This is a genomic window from Streptomyces sp. NK15101 (assembly GCF_020400725.1).
In the GTDB taxonomy this organism is placed as follows: domain Bacteria; phylum Actinomycetota; class Actinomycetes; order Streptomycetales; family Streptomycetaceae; genus Streptomyces.
Map to the genome: position 1 here is coordinate 1 of NZ_JAINVG010000086.1, position 22,793 is coordinate 22,793.

General features: G+C 72.8%; 14 protein-coding genes and 3 pseudogenes. 7 read left to right on the forward strand and 10 right to left on the reverse strand.

The genetic code is table 11. The features are described 5' to 3' along the window. From K7G60_RS31630 to K7G60_RS31655, 7 genes and pseudogenes are all read right to left on the reverse strand, one after another. A pseudogene (locus K7G60_RS31630) lies at nt 1-857 on the reverse strand (IS5 family transposase); the annotation flags it as partial. A 264-nt stretch (nt 858-1,121) separates the two neighbouring features. After that, on the reverse strand, nt 1,122-1,355 hold the full coding sequence (locus K7G60_RS39545) for a hypothetical protein (protein ID WP_374115716.1): 234 nt from the start codon (nt 1,353-1,355) through the stop codon (nt 1,122-1,124). Nucleotides 1,356-1,667: 312 nt separating this feature from the next. Beyond that, nucleotides 1,668-2,019, reverse strand: a pseudogene (locus tag K7G60_RS39550) (transposase); the annotation flags it as partial. Nucleotides 2,020-2,237: 218 nt separating this feature from the next. Beyond that, nucleotides 2,238-2,561, reverse strand: coding sequence for a hypothetical protein (locus tag K7G60_RS31640; protein ID WP_225804397.1), 324 nt, complete (start codon nt 2,559-2,561; stop codon nt 2,238-2,240). A 43-nt stretch (nt 2,562-2,604) separates the two neighbouring features. Beyond that, entirely contained in the window at nt 2,605-4,143 is a 1,539-nt protein-coding gene (locus tag K7G60_RS31645) for a hypothetical protein (RefSeq protein ID WP_225804398.1), read from the reverse strand. A 151-nt stretch (nt 4,144-4,294) separates the two neighbouring features. After that, nucleotides 4,295-4,492, reverse strand: a pseudogene (locus tag K7G60_RS31650) (formate dehydrogenase accessory sulfurtransferase FdhD); the annotation flags it as partial. A gap of 133 nt (nt 4,493-4,625) precedes the next feature. Further along, nucleotides 4,626-9,455 carry a hypothetical protein gene (locus K7G60_RS31655; RefSeq protein WP_225804399.1) on the reverse strand — a complete coding sequence of 1,610 codons (4,830 nt, stop codon included), beginning with the start codon at nt 9,453-9,455 and terminating at the stop codon, nt 4,626-4,628. A 197-nt stretch (nt 9,456-9,652) separates the two neighbouring features. Between K7G60_RS31655 and K7G60_RS31660 the strand changes: the two genes are divergently transcribed. After that, the gene (locus K7G60_RS31660; protein WP_225804400.1) at nt 9,653-10,678 is read left to right on the forward strand and encodes a LacI family DNA-binding transcriptional regulator; all 1,026 of its coding nucleotides are present in this window, start codon (nt 9,653-9,655) and stop codon (nt 10,676-10,678) included. A gap of 81 nt (nt 10,679-10,759) precedes the next feature. Here K7G60_RS31660 and K7G60_RS31665 read toward each other — a convergent pair whose 3' ends face one another. After that, nucleotides 10,760-13,528 (reverse strand): glycosyl hydrolase, encoded by a 2,769-nt coding sequence (locus tag K7G60_RS31665; RefSeq protein ID WP_225804401.1) that lies wholly within the window; start codon nt 13,526-13,528, stop codon nt 10,760-10,762. A gap of 256 nt (nt 13,529-13,784) precedes the next feature. Between K7G60_RS31665 and K7G60_RS31670 the strand changes: the two genes are divergently transcribed. From K7G60_RS31670 to K7G60_RS31685, 4 genes are all read left to right on the forward strand, one after another. Beyond that, a complete protein-coding gene (locus K7G60_RS31670) occupies nt 13,785-15,089 on the forward strand; it encodes an extracellular solute-binding protein (protein WP_225804402.1) in 1,305 nt (434 codons plus the stop codon). 87 nt (nt 15,090-15,176) lie between these two features. Beyond that, nucleotides 15,177-16,142: a carbohydrate ABC transporter permease gene (locus tag K7G60_RS31675; protein ID WP_225804403.1), complete on the forward strand. Its 966-nt coding sequence runs from the start codon at nt 15,177-15,179 to the stop codon at nt 16,140-16,142. Beyond that, entirely contained in the window at nt 16,139-17,065 is a 927-nt protein-coding gene (locus tag K7G60_RS31680; RefSeq protein WP_225804404.1) for a carbohydrate ABC transporter permease, read from the forward strand. Before K7G60_RS31675 ends, K7G60_RS31680 begins: the two co-directional genes overlap by 4 nt. A 60-nt stretch (nt 17,066-17,125) precedes the next feature. Continuing rightward, on the forward strand, nt 17,126-18,529 hold the full coding sequence (locus K7G60_RS31685; RefSeq protein WP_225804405.1) for a GH1 family beta-glucosidase: 1,404 nt from the start codon (nt 17,126-17,128) through the stop codon (nt 18,527-18,529). Nucleotides 18,530-18,624: 95 nt separating this feature from the next. On the opposite strand, the gene K7G60_RS31690 is transcribed toward K7G60_RS31685, so the two are convergent. Together K7G60_RS31690 and K7G60_RS31695 are read right to left on the reverse strand one after the other, a co-directional pair. Then, the gene (locus K7G60_RS31690) at nt 18,625-19,020 is read right to left on the reverse strand and encodes a hypothetical protein (RefSeq protein ID WP_225804406.1); all 396 of its coding nucleotides are present in this window, start codon (nt 19,018-19,020) and stop codon (nt 18,625-18,627) included. Nucleotides 19,021-19,079: 59 nt separating this feature from the next. Beyond that, entirely contained in the window at nt 19,080-20,498 is a 1,419-nt protein-coding gene (locus K7G60_RS31695; protein WP_225804407.1) for a polysaccharide lyase 6 family protein, read from the reverse strand. Nucleotides 20,499-21,056: 558 nt separating this feature from the next. Here K7G60_RS31695 and K7G60_RS31700 point away from each other — a divergent pair. Continuing rightward, a complete protein-coding gene (locus K7G60_RS31700) occupies nt 21,057-21,341 on the forward strand; it encodes a hypothetical protein (protein ID WP_225804408.1) in 285 nt (94 codons plus the stop codon). Nucleotides 21,342-21,401: 60 nt separating this feature from the next. Continuing rightward, the gene (locus tag K7G60_RS31705) at nt 21,402-22,739 is read left to right on the forward strand and encodes a hypothetical protein (RefSeq protein WP_225804409.1); all 1,338 of its coding nucleotides are present in this window, start codon (nt 21,402-21,404) and stop codon (nt 22,737-22,739) included. Nucleotides 22,740-22,793: the final 54 nt, after the last annotated feature.

Here is a 22,793-nt window from a genome sequence, read left to right on the forward strand (position 1 = left end):
AGTGGCGACCGCCCGGAACTGCTTCAGGCGATTGATCGCCCGCTCGACGGTGTTGCGCTTCTTGTAGCGGTCCTCGGCGAAACCGGGTGGCCGTCCGCCGCGTGAGCCCTTGCGCAGGCGGGCGGCCTGGCTGTCACTCTTCTCCGGAATCATGTGGCGGATGCCCCGCCGTCGCAGGTACTCGCGGACGGGTCCGTTGCTGTAGGCCCTGTCGGACGCGAGGCTGTCGGACTTCTTGCGTGGTCGTCCCAGGCCCGGTCTGGGCACCCGGATCTTCTCCAGGACCGGCTTGAACTGGGTGCAGTCGGCCCGCTGACCTGAAGTGACGATCAGGGACAGCGGGCGGCACCGTCCGTCCGCGCTCAGGTGGAGCTTGGTGGTGAACCCGCCGCGCGAGCGGCCCAGGCCCTCACCTCCAGCACCACCTCCACCAGGCGGCCGACGAGGCTCTGCCACGGTGTCTCGTCCTGGTGTTCCCCTTCTTCGGTCCCCTTTGCGGAAGGTTCCGGAGACGGATCGGTGCGGGCACCGGCCGCGTGCTGATGCACGCGCACGATGGTGGAGTCCACAGAGATGTCCCAGTCGATCTCACCCGCCGCGTCGGCCGCGGCCTGGACCTGCTGGAGCAGCCGCTCCCAGGTGCCATCGCCCGACCACCGGCGGTGGCGCTCGTAGACGGTCTTCCACGGCCCGAACCGTTCGGGCAGGTCACGCCACTGCACCCCGGTCCGCACCCGGTGCAGAATCCCGCTGATCACCTGCCGGTGATCCCGCCACCGGCCACAACGACCGTTGCTGACCGGTAGAAGTGGCCGAAGCTGCTCCCATTCGGCATCCGTCAAATCACCCCGCCCCATGTCCATATCAACGACTCAATCGAGCGGCAGTCACATGATCGGCCGGACAAGTCCTAGTACTGCAGCAGGATTTCGCTGTCTGACCTGGCCTTTTCGCCGGATGGCGGGAGTACAGCGGGACTCCGGTCGTGCGGGGGTGGCCTCAGGGAGACCGCCCCTCGATCGTGCGACAACGCCGCAGGTAGTGACAGCGGCGGGCGACTGCCTGGCGCCGGCGGCGCCAGTTCGACCATCTCAACGCATGGCGTCTGCCTCGGTGTCCGCTCAGGTGCGGGGGCCGGGCACGACAAGCTGCCAGGAGTCGCCGAACCTCCGCCACTGTGAGCCCGATGACCCCGGCTGTCCCACCTGTTCCGCCCCCTCTTCCCAGGACTGGTGTGCCGTGGCGGCCAGGAAGGCGTGGGCGAGCATGGCCAGAGTGATGTGCCGGTACCAGCCGGTGTAGCGGCGGACCTCGTACTGGTCCAGGCCGCACTCGTTCTCGCGGCCTGGAAGCACTCCTCGATCGCCCAGCGTGCCCCGGCGACCCGCACCGACTCCCGGACGGTGACGTGAAGGGGTGCGTAGGCGAGGTGTAGGCGATCTCGTCGGGTTTGCTGATGCTGCGCCGGGCCAGCGCCCAGCACATCCGGTGGGGGACCTCGCCCTGGTAGTCGAACTCGGCGACCGCCGGCAGCCGCACCGCTGTCCAGTGGTAGACGCGGGGCCCCTTCGCGCCGTCGCCGCATGAGATCCCATCCCACGCTTCGTCCGGGGCCTGCGCGAACAGAACCTCGATCGCTGAACAGCCCACGCTGAAATGGGACTTGGGTACGGCCAACACGTAGCCGACACCCGACTGCTCCAGCAGCCGACGGAGTCGGTTGTCCTGACCGTAGGCGGAATCCGCGGTGATCCAGGAGATCGGCAGCGACGAGGCGAGGGCCCGCAGCGCCATGTGCCGGGCCAGTGCGCCCTTGGTGGCGAACTCCCGCTCGTCGGGGACCCCTGCGGTGCGGCAGCGTTCCCGGTCCTCGGTCCAGGGCTTCGGGAGGTAGAGCTCGCGGTCGACCAGGGCCCGGCCACGGACGGAGGAGTAGGCGGCGAGGACGCCGATCTGGCAGTTCTCGGTCCGTCCGGCGGTTCCGGAGTACTGGCGCTGGACCCCGGCCGAGGCGGTGCCCGACGGCCAGGAAGAGACCGTCCAGTTCGAGGTTTCACTGCGCGGCGGCATACTCGGTGATCACCCTGGAAGGCTGTCCCGCCGCTGTCACCACCTACGGCGTTGTCGCACGATCGAGGGGCGGTCTCCCTGAGGCCACCCCCGCACGACCGGAGTCCCGCTGTACTCCCGCCATCCGGCGAAAAGGCCAGGTCAGACAGCGAAATCCTGCTGGAGCACTAAAGCTCCAGGGCCTGCCTCAGCGTCTCCACCAGCGCGAGCACCCCGCTGCTCGCCGCGGCGCCGTCACGGACGATGGCCAGCCACCCCCGGGCCTGATCCCCGTCCACGGGGCGGTCGTCCTCACCGGCCCGCACCAGCTCTCCACGGAGCTGCTCGGCCGCCTCGCGCTCGGGACCCGCCGCGCGCAGCAATGCCACGAGCGCTCCGGCCAGCTGGACGGCGTCGGCGGGGCCTCCCCCCTGCTGGACGATCTGGTTGACGCCATGGTCACCGATGATGGTCTGTCCGCTGATGGGCGCGTTGAAGTTGTTCGTCGTCATGCGTCGTCCCTCTCGTCCGCGTGTCGGGCAGTGTCGTTCTGTGTCATCCCGTCGTGCCGCCTGCCTTTGCCGTCGGCGGGGGCATCGCGCCGCCGGCAGCCGCGCCCGAGGCGGCCGTCAGCCCGACGACCGTCCCGGTGGCGACGTTGGTCCCGCCGCTCCCGAAGATGTTCTGTCCGACGACCGCACCCTTGAAGGTGTACGAGTGGTGGGTGATGAGCGTCCGGGCGCGCTCGAAATCGGACGTGTCCACGTTGTGGTCCTTCAGGAACTGCTCCGTCGCGAGCAGCACCCCCTGCTGGAGCCGCTGGAAGGTGTCCAGCACGTCCATCCGCTGGAGGTAGTCGAGCCGGTCCAGGTCCGCCGCCCATGCGCGGACGCTGCCGACCGTCCCATAGTCGAAGTGCCCCTTGCGGTGGATGATGCGGCGCCGGTCCCACCACAGCCGCCAGACGTTCCGCACCCCCTGCGTTCCCCGGCGCAGGAGCCGCGCCGGCGCCCTCGACAGCAGCTTCCACAACCCCGACAGGGTGACCCCGAACAGCTGCCAGACCTCTTCCAGCCATCCACGCGGCAGCTGCGACACCACGCGAAACACCGCATGCAACGGCGGCAGGACGTAGGCGGAGACCTCCCAGGACAGCAGCGACCGGCTGAGCCGGGCCCGTACGAACATCGTCACCACGTAGGCGCCTCCGGCACCGACCACGTCCAGGGCGAGATAGGTACGCATCACCTGGCTCTTCTCCCCGATACCGGCCTCCACCAGCGCGGGATCGATGTGGGTGCGCGGCCGCCGCAGCGGATCCGGCAGCAGCTCCGCCCCCAGGTCGTGCGCCTGGTGTCCCTGGACGTACAGCCGATTACGGGCGCGCAGTTCCTCTATCCCCGAGGTGTCGGCCAGCCGCTCGATCAGACGCGTGTGCAGATCGGCCGCCGAAAATGGGGTCATCGGCAGGTCGACCCCCTGGGCGTCCTGTGCGGGCCGGCCGACCTCGATGCCGGCCCACACGGTCTCACTGATCCGCACGCCATTGCCGACGAACGGGCGCTCCTTCTCGCCCGACGTGCCGTACGGCACCACATTGGTCTCGTCGCGCTCGTCGAGCTCCTCCTCGATCCGGGAACCGATGGCCGGCGCCCCCTCGCGCGGCGTGCCCTTGCCGCGGTGGACCCGGCGGGCCGCGCGCCGGCAGACGACAGCGGCGACGAACGTCACCAGGGTCGCACCCAGGAGCCCGTACGCCGCCAGTCGTACGCAGCTGCCCAGCCGCTCCCCCGGCTCCTCCTCCGGCCCGATCAGCGCGATGAGCGCGGCGACCAGGGAGAAGATCAGGACCAGCAAGCAGGCCGCGAGCAGGACGTCCCGGATCGCATGCAGGCGCCGTGCGACCCGGGCGTGCCGGACGAGCGCCACGAGGTCGATGCCCAGGGGCAGACCGTGCGCCCTGAGGCGTTCGGAGACGAGGTCCTGGAGTACGGCATCGGTGAAGGACGTGTTCAGGTACGCGTACCCGCACATGAGCCGGGTCGCCTCGTCGTCGTGGTACCGCGGCAGCGCCGTAGAAATCTGTTGCGTCATCAGTTCCCCCTAGCTGGTGCGCAGTTACACCATAAAGAGGGGGTGGTCACTTGTCTTCCGATCGTTCGACATCGTGCGACGCGAGTACCGGGGAGGACCCGGGACCGGCCGGCGCAGGGGGCGCTCCCCACCGGCCGATGGCCCGGGGGCGGCCGTGAGAGGCCGCGGCCCCGAGAGCGATCCGAAGCTCGCCCGCGTACACGTTCATGTCCGGCCCGGCCAGGAAGCCCACCGGTGTCAGGACCGTCTCGACCGCCAGGTCCACGGCGAGTGAGGACGACGCCAAGACGGCCGAGAGTACCGGGACGCCCGCCATCACCGCCTTCTGCACCAGCTCGCTGGCCCGCCGCTGTCATTACCCGCGGCGTTGTCGCACGATCGAGGGGCGGTCTCCCTGAGACCACCCCCGCACGACCGGAGTATCGCTGTACTCCCGCCACCCGCCGAAAGACCAGGTCAGACAGCGAAATCCTGCTGCAGTACTAGCCGGAGATCCGCTCCCAGGCCTCCTCGAACATCTCGTGCAGGGGCGCCGTCGGCAGCACCCGTAGGAACGGGGAGCGGATCCGGTCGGCCCACAGCGGCCGTACCAGATGGCTCGTCAGTTTCACGGTCTCCAGGGGCAGGTGCGGGGCCTTGAGCTCGGTCCAGTCGCCGGGCAGGAACAGGGTCCGGCCGGCCCGTGCCCGCTTGGCCTCCAGGACCGCGCCGGTGGCGAGGAGTTCCGCCCGGGCCTCCGCGTGCCGCTTGGTCGACCAGCCGTTCCACCGCCGCACGTTCCGGTCGGTGGGCGCGGCGAGGGTCGCCAGCTGGAGGTACAGGGCCGCCGCGTCCGCGCCCACGCCGAGCTTCGCCGTCACCCGGGCGACGAGCTCCGGGCAGGAGCGGCGCGGGTCGGCCTCGTACGCGCCGGCCGGTACGGCTCCGGACCCCGCGCGGCGCGCCATGCGGTCGAGTCCGCCGCCGGCGAGGAGCGGTGCCACCCGGTCCAGTTCCTGGACGAGTTCGGTGATCCCGCGGAGCTCCCGCCACGTCGCGGGGTCGGTGACCGCCGCGGGGCGCAGGAAGGCGGCGCCGCCGGCGGTGCACACCACGAGGGGCCCCGAGTCGTAGGCGGTCACCGGATCGGGCCGGTCCTCGGTGTGCCCGGCCACGGGGAGCGTCCGGGGCCCGAAGCGCTCGGCGATCCGCGCCGACCTGTCCTCGACGCGGCCTCCGGAGAGACCGAGCAGCAGTTCCGGACGGTCCAGCTCGGCGCGCAGCCGCTCGTACAGGGCCTGCGCGCCGGCCAGCGCGGGGTCGCCGACGGGCCGGTCCGTCCACGCCCATACGAGGGCGCTCGCGATCTCCGTGAGCGCGAGGCCCACCGGGGTCCGGTAGGGCAGCTCGGGCCCGGCCGGCGGTACGGCTCTGACCTCCACTGCCATGCTGTGCGGGACCGCCGCCAGCTCCCAGCCGATCGCGGGCACGGTCCCGTCCCCGGCGGCCTCGTAGCCGCCGGCGAGGCGCCGGGCCCACACCTCGGCGAGGCCCAGGTCGGCCTCCAGGGCGTCGGCCGTCTCGTCGTGCACGGCGGGCTGCGCCCCGAGGAGCTCCCGCCACACCCCGGCCATCCGCTCCACGGCCGCTTCGATCCCGCCCGGCCGCCACAGCTCGGCCGGGTCGTCGGGCAGGGCGGCGGCCAGAACGGCCCTCCGGCCGGCGCCGCCGAGCCGGGCGAGCAGCCGCTCGTACGACTCGGCCGTCAGCGCGGTCGCCTTGTAGGGGGCCTTGCGCACCAGGGCCCGCTGCTCCTCCCGGCCGCTCCGGCCGACGAGTCCGGCGACGACGAGCCGGGCCACGGGACGTCGGACGCCCGTCAGTTCGGCGAAGCGCGCGGCCGCCGACTCCGGAACCACGAGCGGACCATGGGCGTCGACGGCCGCCACGAGGGCGCGGAGCCGCTCGGCGTCGTCCCGCTCCACACGCACGTGCCGTACCCGCGTGGCCACGCCCGGGACCGGGTCGGCGTGCGGATCCTCGGCGACGGGCGCCACGAACCAGTGCTCCGTGCCCCCGCCCCGGACACCGGCGGACGCGACGGCCGTGCCTCCCTCGCGCAGGGTGCTCAGGAGCGCGGGGATCGACACGCTCCCGACCCACCAGCGGCTGCCCGCGCGGGCGAACGGCTGGTCCGCCCAGGCGTCCAGGAGCGCGAGGAGAGCGGCCCGCTCCGCGTCCGGGGTCGGCGCCACGGCCGCCCGCCAGGCGACGGCGTCGATCGTGCCGAGGAGCTGCGACCAGTCGTGCGGCGGGGCGGGCGGCGAGAGTCGGCGCACCTCCTCGGCGATGGTCCCGGCCAGGCAGGCGCCGTCGGCGGCGAGCGCGGTCAGCGTCGCCGGCAGCGCCACGTCGGGGGTGCGCCGCCACGGGTCGTGCTCGCCGGTGTCGACGAGGCCGCACAGCGCGGGGACGAGCTCGGTGTCCGGCGCGGACCGGCGGAGCCGCACGGGCGGTGCCTCGGAGAGGAGGACGACGCGCCGGTGCAGGGCGCGCCGCCGCTCCTCCACCAGGGCGGCCCGCTCGGCCACCGCGACGACGGCTTCGACCAGGACGGGATCGGTGACGTCCGGCAGCTCCCGCGCCACGGCCTCGCGGAGGGCCGCCGTGCTGTCGGACGCGGCCGTGAGCAGCGTGTCCGCCGTCTCCCGGCTCACGCTCCGCAGCGCCCGCGACCCGGCGGCGTCCCGCGTCCGGAGCAGGTACCAGAAGGCCGGGGGCAGGGCCACGCCCCCGGACGGGGTGACCCGCCGGGCCGGCTTCACCCGGGGGTGCCGGGGCGAGCGGTGCCCGTCCAGCTCCCACAGCAGGACGCCGTCGGCGGCGTACGCCCGTACGCCCGTACGCGTCTCGGCCTCGGCGAGGACCACGTCCTCCACGGCGCCCTCCGGCGGCGCCCACAGCGCCCAGGGCTTCTGCCCCTGCCGGTCGATGGCGAACCGGGCCGCGCGTCCGTCGATGCTCTGCACCAGATAGTGGTCGGGCGCGGGGTCGCGGTGCGGGGTACGGAACAGGATCCGGGTCCCGACGAGGCCGTCCCTGCTGCCGAGCGGGGAGCCGGTCAGGCCGTCGGGCAGCGGGGCGAGGTGGAGTGCCTCGGAGGACAGGGCCATGTCCGCCTCGGACGGTTCCGTCGCCGGGTCCGCGCTCGCCGGGCGGCCGGGGAAGTCGGGCACGTCGGCGCCGCCCCGCGGCTCGCCGGTGACCGGGTCCACCAGCTCCCACGGGCGCCTGTCGTACACGCCGTTGGTCCAGATCCGGGAGCCGTCGCCGAGCTGCAGTTCGTTCCCGTCGATGCCTTCCGTCCCGCCCGGCCGCAGCGCGCGCAGGCCACCGTGCCGGCCCCCTCCGTCGGCGGTCTCGAACTGGAAGCCGTAGGCCCCGTCGAGCTTCCCGCCGTACGGCACCAGACCGCTCTGCTCGTCCGGCGCGAACGGCGCCTCCGGCCGGTCCGCCCAGTACGCGGTGTCGCAGAAGTAGGGATCCGGCTTGACCGTCCAGCTCACGAGGAAGGATCCGCCGACGTAGTGCACGGCGTACATCGTCGCGTCCTCCGGCACCGTGAACCGGCAGGAGCCCCGGACGCCGTCCGGATCGACGGCGACCGCCCGGTCGGCCCCGAACACGGTGAGCACCGGCCAGGTGCAGGTCACCCCGGCGACTCCGGTCACCCCGGGCACCGGCCGGACGGCAGCGTCCTCGGAGCCGGGGGCGGTTTCGTTCCCGGAGCCGGAGTCGGAGCCGGAGTCCGAGCCGGCTCCGGCTTCGGATCCCGCTCCCGCGCTCGCGCCCGCTTCCGCGGCGAACTCCGCGTACACCGACTCCAGCGCGGGCCAGGCGAGTTCCTCGGGGAGGCCGGCCGCGAGCGAGCGGCGCAGGGCGCCCGCCGCGCTCGTCGCGCCGAGGGCGTCGGCGATCCCGTCGAGCGCCGTCACGGTCGGCCGGTCGAGGAGGGTCTCCAGCTCGGCCACGGACTCCTCGGCGCCCGCCATGCCGCCGCCCCCGACGGTGTCGACGAGCTTGCCGACCCGGCCTGCCACCTCGTGGGCGATGCCCTCGTTCCCCGGGAGGAGCGTCACGGCCGATCCGGGCTGCCGGCCGCGTGCCGTGAACCGGCTGGGCAGCAGGTTCGTGTGCACGGTCCCCTCCAGGCGGGGGCCGAACACGGGGTCGGCGGCCAGCGCGGTGAGGTCGCGCCGGGACTTCTCGCCCCAGAAGCGCATCCGTACGGCCGGGCCCGGGTCGGCGACCGCGACCCCGGCCGCCAGGCAGGCGTCGAGGACGTCCGCGTCGAAGCCCTGGTAGTGGTGGCGGGTGGTGTGCAGCGTCACCGGCGCGCCCTCGGCCCGCAGGCGGGGCCCCAGGCGGCCGATGAGGTCGAGGAGTTCCGCCGGCAGCGGCTGGCGTCCGACCCCGCCGCCGGGCTGCAGGGCGTACTGGTACATGCGGACGAAGGTGCCGAGCCATTGGTGGAGTCCGCCCTCCGGCACGATCCGCCCGGCCTCCATCGCCCCGGCCGCGCCGCAGCCGATCAGCATCCGCAGCCACGCGCCGCCGTCGGTGACCCCGTCGGGGAAGACCTCCAGCAGGCCGGCCGCGATCGCGTCCGTCGGCGGATGGGCCGTCAGGACCGGCTCGGCCGCCGCCAGCAGGGCGTCCGGGACGGCCTTCTTCCGGGTGACCGAGAGGATCGTGCCCGCGATCCGGGCGACCTCCGCGTCCCCGAGTCCGGCAGTCTTGGCGGAGGCCCGGACCCGGCGCACCAGATCCGCCGGCAGGTCCGCCGGCGAGGCCGCCCAGGCGGTCAGGAACGCCTCCAGGGCGGTGTGCGCCGCCGCGGGCTCCAGCGTCTCGGCGAGGAACCGCTGGTGGGCCCCGAACTCCTTGGCGGGCATGGCGCCGCCCTTGGCGAACAGCAGCCCGTTGGCCCGGCGGTAGGCGGGGTCCACCGGCAGCCCGTGCCGGGTCTCGGCCGCGCGCGCGGCGGCGTAGGCCCGGCCGCCCGGCCTGCTCCCGTACCCGATCAACCGGTGCCCCACGGTGTCCCAGAACCACGGCAGGTGCGCCGGCGGCAGCTGTCGCGCCCGCCGCGCCATGGCGTCGACGACGGCGCCGGGCTTCCTCCAGGAGCGGTTGACCTCGGCCCCCATGTCCCGGACCAGCCCGCGCGCGAGTTCGACCGCGTCCGGGTCGTGGACGGCGACCCAGTCGACGTAGGTGGTCGAGACGTGCGTACCGGTGGTGGGCAGCAGGGCATCCAGCGAGGCGATCATGCCCTGGATCGTCGCATGCCCCGCTGACACCGCCCCGTGCGGCGGGTGTTCGCCGGCCGCACGTCCCGCACAGGACTTGGGAGCGCTCTCAACCAGTGTCGACTACAGATATCCTGGTCCGCGCAGGATCGCGCACCACCCATCGGACACGCACACCGCACGCCCCGTACAACCGACGCAGCAGAGGAGCGCACGCCTTGCCCGAGCAGAGCACGGGGCCCCGCCCCACGCTGGAGGCCGTGGCCGACCGTGCCGGTGTCTCCCGTGCCACGGCCTCCCGGGTCGTCAACGGGGGCGCGGGCGTGCGCGCTCCGCTGGTGGAGAAGGTGCTCCGGGCCGTCGAGGAGCTCGGATACGTGCCGAACCACGCGGCCCGCACCCTGGTCACCCGGCGCAACGGCGCCGTGGCCGTGATCATCGCCGAGCCCGAGTTCCGGATCTTCTCGGACCCGTTCTTCGAGCAGCAGGTGCGCGGGATCAGCCGGGAACTGACCGCCCACGACGCCCAGCTGGTGCTCCTGTGGGTGGAGGGTCCCGGGGACCACGAGCGGATCTCGCGCTACCTCGGCGGCGGGCACGTCGACGGCGCGCTGGCGTTCTCGCTGCACAGCGACGACGCCCTGCCGTCCGTGATCGAGCGGGCCCGGATCCCGGTGGTCTTCGGCGGGCGGCCCGCGCCCGGGACCGACCCGGCCGCGCCCTTCGTCGACTGCGACAACCGCGGTGGCGCCAGGGAGGCGGTGCGGCATCTGGTGGGTCTCGGGCGGCGGAACATCGCGCACATCTCCGGTCCTCCCGACCAGACGTCCGCGATCGACCGGATCCACGGCTATCGGGACGTCCTCCTCGACGCCGATCCCGCGCTGCTCCACCGGGGCGACTTCACCGAGGAGAGCGGGGCCCGGGCGATGGCGGAGCTCCTCGACCGGCGGCCCGACGTCGACGGCGTGTTCGTCGCCAACGACCTGATGGCCTCGGGGGCGTTGCGGACCCTGCGGGAGCGGGGGGTGCGGGTTCCGGAGGACGTGGCGGTGGTCGGCTTCGACGACATGGCCTCGGTGGTCGGCAGGACCGTGCCGGCCCTCACCACCGTGCACCAGGACATCGAGGGGATGGGCCGGCTGATGGTGAAACTGCTCATGCGGCTGCTCGACGGGACCGGGCCCGAGGTCCCGGCCTCCGTCATCACCCCGACCTCGCTGGTCCGCCGCGCCTCCGCCTGACGGCGCACGAAAGGCGGCGGCGCACGAAAGGCGGTGGGCCCGGGACGTGTCCCCGGGCCCACCGCGCTCTCTCCCCGTGGGTCAGTCGTACGGGATGACGAGGACGGAGCGGTCCGTGCCCGTCTGGATCCGCGAGTCGCCGTTCCCGATCGCGCTCCACACCTCCAGCCGGACCGTGCCGCCGCGCAGGTCGCCGAGCGTTCCGGTGGCGGACTTCAGGCCGCGGGACTGGGCGTACTCCTCCCAGCCGGTGACCGGGTCCGTCGCGAAGTACTGGTACGTCTCCGTCCGGTCGAAGGTGCCGTCGCCGGTGAGGTCGTAGCTGACGCGGGCCTGCTGGCCGAGTCCGACCGTCGTGCCGGCGTCCACCTGGAGGCGGAAGGCGGTCGAAGCACCGCTCCTGAGCGTTCCGTTGACCCCCCTGGCCTCGTAGACGAGGGGCAGGTACGGGGTGCCGTCGTGGTTGGCGCCCTGCGCCGAGGCGATGGTGTCGCTGCCCGCCGTGGTTCCGGTGGCCGTGGTGAGGGTGCCCCCGGTGCGGAGCTGGAAGGTGTTGCCCGTGGTGGGCTCCGGGCCCGGGTCGGAGCCGCCCGTGCCGGTGCCGGTCGCGGTGGAACGGGCGGGGACGGACAGGGACTTGCCGTCGGAGAAGGTGACCGTGCGGGCGGTCGTGCCGTGGTTGTGGGCCACGTAGGTGCGGGTGGTGCCCTTGGTGAGGACGGCGGAGGTGGGGATGGATCCGGTGACCGTCGCGTCGGGGGCGCCGAGGGTGTCGAGCGCCGTGAGCCAGTGGTAGGTGTGGGCCTTGGACTCCCCCGCCTCCGGGGTGTATCCGGCGTTGCCCGCGTCCCACTTGGCCTTGGCGGTACCGGGGTCGGCCAGGGACTGGAACTCCCAGAGGATGTCGCGCCATTCGACGGCGGGGCCGCCGTTCTCGCGTTCCATCTCGGCGATGTTGCGCCGCACGGCGTCCTTGCGTCCGCCGAGCTGGAGCGAACCGCCGGTCACCGGAAGGACGTTGATGCCGTGGATCTCCTCCGGGTTCGCGGTCCACCAGGTGGCGTAGGCGGCGCCGCTGCCCCAGACCATGCCGGCGGTGTCGTGCTGGAAGGCGGCCGGGAAGACCTGCTGGTCGGCGTCGAACCAGTACTGCGCGATGGCCTCGCCCTCGGTCGTCAGCAGGTAGGTGCCGAGGTCGCGGAGCCGGGTGTCGCCGGTGGCCGAGCCCCAGAGGACGAGCGCGGCGCTGAGGTTCGTCGACTCCGAGGAGGACTCCTGGTTGTTGCCGGCGGCGAAGCCCTGGTGGCCGCTGGCCCAGCTGTGTCCGGCGTAGACGTCGAAGCCGCGGAGGAAGGGGAAGGCTCCGTCGGTGCGGCTGGGGTTGGCGGTGTCCCGGACCAGGGTCCCGACCATGGCGCCCCACGCGGAGTCGGCGGCCCAGGCGGGGTCGTACTGGGCGACGATCGCGGCCGCGTACACGTAGTAGCCGTAGTGGAAGTGGTGGTCGTTGAGTTCGGTGTCGCTGCCGTAGGAGGCCGGGTAGCCGGTGAGGGTCTTCCAGGTCCGGTCGTACGAGAACTCGTTGGCGCCGCCGGCCGTGAACCAGTCCTGGAGACGGCCCTTGATCAGCCCGAGGAGCTTGTCGCGGATCGCACCGTCGCCGATCTGGTCGGCGAGCGGCACCAGTTGGGCGAGCCTGCCGAGCGCCTTGCCGGTCCAGTACGTGTCGACGGCGCCGGAGAAGGGGTCGGCGGAGTTCGCGACCTCGTTCAGATGGCCGCGCAGCCGGGCGGGGTCCACGCCGGCGCCCGGAAGTGCGGGCAGGGTGGCGGCGGCCCGCTGGGCGGTCGTGAAGGAGGCCGACTCGCGGACCTTCATGGTGCCGCGGGGCGAGACGTACGTGTACGGGGTGAGCGGGTCGGCGGTGTGCAGCCACTGGTGCCGGTAGAGCGCCTGGAGGGTGCCCCGTTCGGTGCCCTCCTTCGCCTCGGTGGTGAGGGTGTAGGCGGCGCGGACGGTGCCCGCGTCGTAGCTCCAGTTCACCGTGGATCCGGTGACGAAGCTGTACGCGTACTTCCGGTAGGTCGCGAGGGCACCGGTGGAGGGCAGGACGGCGACGGAGAAGTAGTCCTTGCCGCCGAGGCCGGCGGTGACGGTCGAGCCGGAGACGTTCCAGTCGGTTCCGGTGGGCGCGAAGAGGGCGTAGTGGTGGCCCGCGACGGTGATGCCGAGGACGTTGCCCTGGTCGGCGAAGACGGCGGGCGGCTCGGCGGTGGTGATCCTGGCGTCGCCGCCGCTGCCCTTGGCGTACACGAAGGGCAGGCCGTGGCCGATGGTGGTGCGCAGGGTGCGGGCGCCGTCGGACCAGTAGGGGGTGACGGTCCAGTCGGACCAGGCGTCGGCCTTGGTGTCGGGCGAGTTGAGGCCGGTGAGTCCGAGGGTGAGGTCGCGCTTGTGGGCGAACTCGTACTGGCGTCCGTCGCCGACGATCGCGGGGCTCGTCGGGTAGCCGATCTCCAGGCCGCCGGCGACGGCCTGGTAGGTGAGCGGGTGGCCGTACATGGGGGTGGAGTACGGGTTGTCGCCGTACCGCTGGAAGGCGAGGGAGGACCACCAGTCGTTGGTGGGGACCGGCTTTCCCTGGGCGGCGGGGGTGACCTTGGGGGTGACGGGCGCGCCGGTGTTGGTGGTGGGGCCGGACGTGCCGGCGGGGGGGGTGCCGGAGTACCTCCCGGCCCCCGCCGGGACGGTGGCCGCCGCGGCGGGACCGGCGGCGGGGCCGAGTCCCAGGGCGGTGAGGGCGGAGACCAGGACCAGCGCTGCGGCCGGCCTGCTGCGGGGGGATGGCATGGCGGAGCACCTCGTGTCGTCGGGGTGGGTGGGGGGTGTGCGGGGAGGTGGGTGAGAGCGCTCTCAGATCGCCGGAAACGTAAAACCCGCGAAACGACTGTGTCAATGGATTGAACACAGAAGGGAGTTGGACGCGCCTCCTGTCCGATACGCCTTCGAGCCTTGACGGACGGCCACCTTCACGGGCACGCTCCCCCCGCAGGCTTGAGAGCGCTCTCAAGCGTTCTCGCTCGTTCCGGAGCCAAGGAGGCTTCCCATGCCCATCGCCCGAGCCGCCAGGAGAACCGCCGCCCGCCTGGGGGCGGTCGTACTCACCGGGGCCCTGCTCGCCGCCTGCGGAAGTTCGACGGACGGCGCGTCCGCGGACGGCGCCGGGGGCGGGGTCACGATCACCGTGGACCTGTTCGGCTCGTTCGGATACAAGGAGGCCGGGCTGTACGCCGAGTACGAGAGGCTCCACCCCGGCGTCACCATCAAGCAGACGGACACCGAGGACGAGGCCGACTACTGGAAGTCCCTCCAGACCCGGCTCGCCGGCGGGGCCGGCCTCGCCGACGTGCAGGGCATCGAGGTCGGCCGGATCGCCTCGGTCACCCAGCAGCAGGCCGAGCGCTTCGAGGACCTCGGGAAGTACGGGGCGAAGACGCTCGAGAAGCAGTTCGCACCGGCCAAGTGGGCCGCCGCCACCGGCAAGGGCGGTGAGATCCTCGGCCTCGGCACGGACGTCGGCCCGGAGGCCCTGTGCTACCGCACGGACCTGTTCGAGCAGGCCGGGCTGCCGACCGACCGCGAGGAACTGGCGAAGAAGTGGGCCACCTGGGACGGATATCTGGAGCTCGGGAAGCAGTACAAGGCCAAGGCCCCGGGCAAGAGCGCGTGGATCGACAGCGTCGGCAGCCTCTACTCGATCATGATCGGGCAGGAGAAGGAGCGGTACTACGACGCCTCCGGGAAGCTGATCTGGGAGGACAACCCCGCCCTGCGCACCGCCTGGGACCACGCCGTCCAGGCCGCACAGGGCGGCCTGAGCGCCAAGCTCGACCAGTGGTCCCCGCAGTGGAACCAGGCCTTCGCCGCCGGATCCTTCGCCACGATCCCCTGCCCCGCCTGGATGCTCGGCTACATCAAGGGCCAGGCCGGTGAGGCCGGCAAGGGCAAGTGGGACGTCGCCGCCCTTCCCGGCGGCGCGGGCAACTGGGGCGGCTCCTACCTGGCCGTGCCCAGGGCCGCGAAGCACAAGAAGGAGGCGTACGAACTGATCAAGTGGCTCACCGCGCCCGAGCAGCAGACCCGGCTCTTCGAGAAGCAGGGCAACTTCCCCTCCGCCACCGGCGCGATCGACGAGGTCGCCGGCACGAAGGACGCGTACTTCTCCGGCGCCCCGACCGGGAAGATCTTCGGAGACGCGGCGAAGGCGGCACCGGTCCAGGTGCTCGGCGTGCACGACCAGAACATCGCGCAGCAGATCACGAACGCGCTGAGCGAGGTCGAACGCAAGGGCACCTCGCCCGAGAAGGCCTGGTCGAACGCGAAGAAGGGCGTCGAGAACACCATCGGCTGACGTGGAGCCGCCGGGCGCCGCGCCCACCCGCCCGCCCGGCGCCGCCCGTACCCCCCTCGCCCCGACCCCTCACCGAAGGGCCGCACCGTGACCCTCACCGCATCCCGGGCACCGGCACCGCCGCGCGCCGCCGTCCCGCCGCCCCGCCGAGCGAGTGCCCGCCGGGCGTGGAGGAAGCTCTCGCCGTACGCCTATCTCGCCCCGTTCTTCACCCTGTTCGCCGCCTTCGGCCTCTTCCCGCTGCTCTACACGGCCTTCGTCTCCCTCTACCGGGTGGAGCTCCAGGCCCCCGGCGACATGGAATGGCGCGGCCTCGGCAACTACACCGCGCTCCTAGGCGACGAGTACTTCTGGGTGTCGCTGCGCAACACCTTCACCATCGGCGTGCTCTCCACCGTGCCGCAGCTGGTGACGGCCCTCGGGCTCGCGCACCTCCTGAACTACCGGATGCGCGGCCGCACCTTCCTGCGGACGGCGGTCCTGCTGCCGTACGCGACCTCGGTCGCCGCCGCCACCCTCGTCTTCGCCCAGCTCTTCGGCCGGGACTTCGGGCTGATCAACTACGCGCTCGGCCTCGTCGGCATCGACCCCGTCGACTGGCAGAACGGCACGGTCGCCTCGCAGATCGCGGTGTCCACGGTCGTCATCTGGCGCTGGACCGGCTACAACGCGCTGATCTACCTGGCCGGCATGCAGTCCATCCCCGACGAGCTGTACGAGGCGGCCGCGATGGACGGGGCCTCGCGGTGGCGCCAGTTCTTCCACGTCACGCTGCCGGGGCTGCGGCCCACCATCCTCTTCACCGTCATCGTCTCCACGATCGGCGCGACCCAGCTGTTCGGCGAGCCGCTGCTGCTCGAAGGGTCGGTCTCGGGCGGCATCTCGCACCAGTACCAGACGCTCGGCCTCTACATGTACGAGCAGGGCTGGGGCTTCTTCCACCTGGGGCGGGCCGCGGCCGTCGCCTGGGTGATGTTCCTGCTGATCGTGGTGCTCGTCGGGCTCAACGCCCTGATCGCGCGCCGCCGTTCCCGCAAGGAGGCCGGCCGATGACCGCGCCCGCCGCCCCGACGACGGCCTCCCGGCCGGCCCCGGCCGCCGGTCCGCCGGCCGCTCCCCCGAGCCCGGCACGCGCGCGTGGCGCCCGGCGGGCGGGGCGCACCCTGCACGCCGGGCCGCTCGCCTACGCGATCCTCGTCGTCGCCGTCCTGTTCTCCGCCTTCCCCTTCTACTGGACGATCGTCGCCGCGAGCCGCTCCAACGCCGACCTGGCGAAGGTCCCGCCGGCCCTGCTGCCGGGCCCACACCTGATGCGCAACTTCGAGGCGGTCCTCGAAGAGGCCGACATCGGCAAGGCGCTGCTGAACTCGCTCCTGGTCTCCGGCTCGATCACCCTCGGCACGGTCCTGTGCTGCACGCTCGCCGGTTTCGCCTTCGCGAAGCTCCGCTTCCGGGGCCGGGGGGCGCTGCTCGCGATCACCGTGGGCACCATGATGATCCCGCCGCAGCTGGGAGTGATCCCGCTGTTCATGCTGATCGCCGAGCTCGGCTGGGTGAACCAGCTCCAGTCGGTGATCCTGCCCGGTCTGGTGTCGGCGTTCGGGGTGTTCTTCATGCGGCAGTACCTGGTGCAGTCGCTGCCGGACGAGCTGATCGAGGCGGCCCGGGTCGACGGCGCGTCCACCGCCAGGATCTTCTGGTCGATCGTGGTGCCGATCGCCCGGCCCGGCATGGCCGTGCTCGGTCTGCTGACCTTCATGGCCGCGTGGAACGACTTCTTCTGGCCCGTCGTCGCGCTCTCCTCCTCCGAGCCCACCGTCCAGGTCGCGCTGCGCCAGCTCGGCGGCGGCTACGTCCACGACCAGTCCGTGATCATGGCGGGCACCCTGCTGGGCACCCTGCCGGTGCTGGTCGTCTTCGGCCTCCTCGGCCGGCAGATCGTCGGCGGGATCATGCAGGGCGCGGTCAAGGGCTGACGCCCGTCGTTCCCTCTCCGTCCTTCCCCCAGACCTCTCACTCCAGGGAGTTCCCACCCCATGACCGCGCTCGACGCCCACTCCGACGTCACGACCGTCCTCCGCTTCCCCGAAGGGTTCCGCTGGGGCACGGCCACGGCCGCGTACCAGATCGAGGGGGCCGCCGCCGAGGACGGCCGCACCCCCTCCATCTGGGACACCTTCAGCCGTACGCCCGGCAAGGTGCGCAACGGCGACACCGGCGACATCGCCGCCGACCACTACCACCGGGTCGACGAGGACGTCGCCCTGATGCGACGGCTCGGGGTGACCGACTACCGCTTCTCCGTCGCCTGGCCCCGGGTCCAGCCCACCGGGCGGGGACCGGCCGTCCGCAAGGGCCTGGACTTCTACCGGCGGCTCGCCGACTCGCTCCTGGAGGCCGGCATCAGGCCGGTGGCGACGCTCTACCACTGGGACCTGCCGCAGGAGCTGGAGGACGCCGGAGGCTGGCCGCACCGGGAGACCGCGTACCGGTTCGCCGAGTACGCGCAGGTCATGGCGGACGCGCTCGGCGACCGGGTCGCCACCTGGACCACGCTCAACGAGCCGTGGTGCGCGGCCTTCCTCGGCTACGGGAACGGCGTGCACGCCCCGGGCCGGACCAGCGACCTCGCCGCCCTGCGCGCCGCGCACCACCTCAATCTGGCGCACGGCCTCGCGGCCCGGGCGTTGCGCGGTGCGCTGCCCGGTGCGGCGGAGGTGTCCCTGACCCTCAACCTCCATGCCGTGCGGGCGCTTTCGCAGGCTCCGGAGGACCTGGACGCGGTCCGGCGGATCGACGCCGTCGGCAACCGGATCTTCCTGGACCCGGTCTTCCACGGACGGCTGCCCGAAGACCTGGTCCGTGACACGGCGGCCGTCACGGACTGGTCGTTCGTCCGGGACGGCGACCTGGCGACGGCGGCCGCGCCGATCGACTCGCTGGGCATCAACTACTACTCCCCGGCCGTGGTCGCGGCCGGCACCTCCGCGTCGCCGTCGCCGTGGGCGGGTGCCGAGCGGCACGTACGGTTCGAGCCGGCGCCCGGGCCGCGCACGGCCATGGACTGGCCGGTGGACGCGGACGGCCTGCACGGGCTCCTGGTCAGGCTGCGGGACGAACTGCCGGGCGTACCACTGGTCATCACCGAGAACGGCGCCGCGTACGACGACTACGCCGACCCGTCGGGGAACGTGAAGGACCCGGAGCGGGTGGCGTACCTGCACGCGCATCTGGCGGCGGTGCACCGGGCGCTCGCGGACGGCGCCGACGTGCGCGGCTACTTCCTGTGGTCGCTGCTCGACAACTTCGAGTGGGCGTACGGCTACAGCAAGCGGTTCGGCATCGTCCACGTGGACTTCGCGACCCAGCGGCGGACCCTGAAGGACAGCGCCCGCTGGTACGCGGAGGTCATCGCCCGGGGCGGTCTCGGGGAGTCCTGAGACCTCCCGGACCGCACGGGGGGGCGCGGACGCCGCTGGGCGGGTTCCGGCCGGCCGGAGCCCGCCGGAGGTCGTGAAGGGTGACGGACGAACCCTCAGGCGGCGCGTCGGTCCACGGCGAGCAGCCAGGCCCAGCGGCGGCGCTCCGTGACGACGGTCGCGGCGGCCAGTGCGGTCACGGGCACCGCCGCCCAGGCGGGCCAGGCGAGCCACGAGGAGACCACGGCGGCGGCCAGCTGGAGCAGCACCAGCAGGATCGTGATCCGACCCGGCACGGCGACGATCACCTGGGCCTTGTCCCCCGGAGTGGACAAGAGGGTCGGAAGACCGATCAGGACCACCACGGACAGGGCGGCGAGCATCCACGAGTGTCCGGCCAGCGCCCAGGGCGTGGCCACCCAGGCGACGAGTTCCGTCGCGAACCGCAGGGCGGACGCGGCACCGTCGTCAGGCCGTCCCGAATCCGTCTCTCCACCGCCGGCGTCCCTCACCCGCGGACGATCTCACGGCGGGCGACCGGAGTGGAAGGGGCCGTGTCCTCCTGGCGGCCTCAGGAGGCGTTCGGGCCCACGTCCGTCGGGGTGAGGGGGCGGCGGACCGGCGCCAGGGTCGAGTACTCGTCGGCGCCGACGTCGCGCGCCGTGCCGCGGGCGTGGCCGTCGATGTCCTCAAGGACCGGCGTGGTGGAGAGCGTCGCGGCGCCGATCGCCGGGCTGCCCGCCGCGAGGCGGAAGACGCCGTCGGAGGACTGCGTCAGGCGGGGGTCGACTCGGGTGTAGCCGGCGTTGGGCAGGGTGCCGTCGGAGGCCGCGCCCCAGAGGATGTTGCCCTGCCAGATGAAGCCGGTCGTCGCGCCCATCGCGACGAGGCTGCCGCTGTCCCCGACGATGACGTTGTCGGCGACGACCACGTCGCGCGGCTCGTAGGTGCGGGTCTCGCCGGAGAGGGAACTCTTGTTGGCGCGCAGGGTGTTGTGCACGATCACCGCGCGGTCGCAGGCGTCGTTGCCGCGCCGCTCCTCGGTGGTCTCGCCCTCGTGGTGGTCGCGCGTGGTGCCGCTGCCGATGACCAGGGCCCGGCCGGTGAGGCCGGCGAGGTGGTTGTTCACGACGAGGTGGTCGTTGCCGTAGAGGCGGATGCCCTCCTTGCCGCCGAGGAGCCAGTTGCCCTCGACGGTGGAGGCGTTGCCGTGGCGGAGCACGATGCCGCCCTGGCTGTCGCGGATCGTGTTGTACCGGATCGTGTTGCCGGAGGACTTCACCGAGATCGCCTCGGGGTCTCCGTCGCACCGCTCGAACAGGTTGTACTCCACGATCGCGTCCGCGGTGGACAGTGCCCGGCTGCTGACGCCGAGCCGGATCGACTCGCCGCCGTTGGCGCCGGTGTAGCGGTGGTCGGAGAAGTGGTTCTTGAAGACGTGGAGGCGCCGGGCCACGGCGGTCGTGCCGGGGCCGTCGACGACGAGGAAGATGCCCTGGGTGGTGCGCTCGTGGAAGTGGTTCCGGTCGATCTTGGCGTCGTCGCCCTCCACGAGGACCCAGTCGAGGCCGTCCACGTCCGCGAACCGGATGTCGTTGCGGGTCAGCCGGATGCCCGTGCTGCCGGCCGGGATCTCCAGGGTGCGGCTCTGCCGGAGCGCGAAGCCGCTGATGGTGACGGCGCTCGCGCCGTCGAGGACGAAGCTGCGCTCGCCGCGCAGGACGGCGCCGCCGCGGGTCTGCGAGACGATCGTGATGCCGCTGCGCCCGGAGACGTCGATGGCTCCGCCCGAGGGGACGGTGTACGTGCCGTCGGCGACGACGATCCGGTCGCCGGGGACCGCGCGGTCGATCGCGCTCTGCAGCGCGCCCAGGGAGGTGACCGGGGCCGGGTCGGCCGCCGAGGCGCTCGTGGCGAGCAGGGTGTCGAGCGGGACGGCGGCGGCCGCCGCGCCAAGCAGCGAACCCTTGAGGAAGGTACGTCGTCGCATGATGCCTCCTGGAAGTAGGGGAAGTCGTCGTTCTGTGCCCTGTCACCAGGGACGCTCCGGCACGGGGCCGCCCTGTCGTCGGGGCGCCGAGGCGGCCCCGACCCGTCGGGGCCCGGGGCGGGCCCCCACGGCCCGTCCCGGGTCCTGACCGGTCAGAGCCGGTTCCGGAACACCGCCCCCGGCGGGTTCGACCCGTCCTGTCCGGCGCCGCCCCCACGACGGCGTCCTTCAGGACGACGGCCGCCCTGGCGCCCGCCTCGGTCCCGCTCGTTCCGGTCTGCTCCTCGGAACGCGTCGACGGGCGTGCCGGGCGGGTGGTCGTTCCTCCCTGGCCTGCCGACACGCACCAGCTTGCCGCGCGCCACTCACGTCTCGCTCACGTTCCGCTAACGCCCGGGGGCCTGACGGTCCGGCGAGAAAGGTCGTCGGACCTCGCCGTTCGGGTGGATTCGGGAGACGGAACCCGAGAGCATGGCGTTCGCGCGAGATGGCAGGTTCACGACGATGCCGGCGAACCGTCCCGGTTCTGGTCCTCGTGCGCCCACGTGAGGGGGAGAGATGGCCGGCCGACGCAGGGCGATCGCCCGATTCCTGACGATGTCCCTCACGGCGGGCCTCCTCGGCGGTGCGGCCGCCGGGACGGCCGCGCCCGCGCTGCGCACGGGCAGCCATGTGATCGACGTCAGCACCACCGCCGCCGGCCGTCTCGTCGTGCTGGTCGACGGCGCCCGGGTGATCGACGTGCCGTTGGCGCTTCCCAAGAACGTCCTGGTCGGATTCTCCGCCGGAAAGGGCGGTTTGACGGACCGTCACGCGGCCACGGGAGTGCGGATCGGTTACTGAGGTACCCTGCTCGCCCTCGGAGTACGTACCCGATCTCTTCGGAAGAGGCGAACGACACCGATGACCGAACTGAGCCGGACGTACGTGGACGAGTGCCTGCACGGGGACGGGGGCCTTGCGACGGCCGTCGCACGGGCGCGGCTGCCCCCGGCCTTCGAGGAGGCGTGGCGCCCGCACCTGCTGCCCCGGCCCTGGTTCGTCCGGGCCTCGGAGACGGCCGCGTTCGCACGGGACCTGGAGGGCCTCTTCGACCTCCTCCTCTCGCTTCCCGAGCGGCTCTTCGACGGGGACGTCGAGCGGTACGCGGCGGAGATCGGGCTCGGACCGGCGCTCGTGGCCCTGCTCCGCCGGGCCGGATCGGGCGTCCCCGCCAAGCTGGGACGCGCCGACGCGTACCACGACGGCACCTCGTTCAAGCTCCTGGAGTTCAACCTCGGCAGCGAGGTCGGCGGCCTCGACATGGACGTCTTCGACCAGGCGCTGCTGCGGGTCCCCGAGTTCGCCGCCTTCGCGCGCCGGCACGGCCTCGGTCACGTCGACATCGCCGAGCGGATGGCCGCCGTCCTGCGCGACCGCGCCCGCCCCGCGCTGTCCGGCTCCTCGGAACCGGTGATCGGGCTGATCGAGGGGCGCGGCGGCGTCGGTCCGTACGGGCGGCTGATGCGCGCCACCCAGGAGGCGATGGCCGAGCAGGGCCTCGACCTGAGGATCGGCGAGATCGGCGACGTACGCGCGCGTGCCGACGGAAAACTCACCCTGGACGGCACTCCGCTCGACCTGGTGCTGCGGAACTTCGCGGCGAGCCAGCTGCTCGACGACCCCGAGGGGCCGGGCGTGGCGGAGCCGTTCTTCCGCGCCCACGAGGCGGGCAGGACCGTGCTGTTCACCTCGCTGGAGAGCGGCCTCTATTCCCACAAGAACGCCCTCGCCCTCCTCTCCGACCCCCGGGCGGGCGATGCCTTCGACGCCGGTGAGCGGGCTCTGATCGAACGGGTCCTGCCGTGGAGCCGGGCACTGCGCGCCTCCGGTTCCACCGGGCTGGTCGAGCTCTGCCGGGAGCGGCGGGAGCGGCTCATCCTCAAGCCCGGGGCCGGGTACGGCGGTCTGGACGCCTTCGTCGGCTGGGAGTGCACCGACGCCGAGTGGCACAAGGCCCTGGACCTCGCGGTCGAGCGCGGCGGCTACGTGGCGCAGGAGCGGGTCGTGCCGCGGCCCGAGCCCGTGTACGACCCGGCGACCGGGACGGTGGACGACTGGATCGCGGCGCTGGGGTTCTTCCTCACCGACGACGGCTACGCGGGTGCGCACGCGCGCGCCAACCGTGCCGACGGCGGCGCGATCGTCGGGTTGAGCAGCAACCCGGACACCCGCATGGTCGGGGTGTTCACGCACCCCTGACGGGGCGCGTGAGCGTGGGGACGTGCGGCGACACCGCGGGCGCGACCGTCGCCC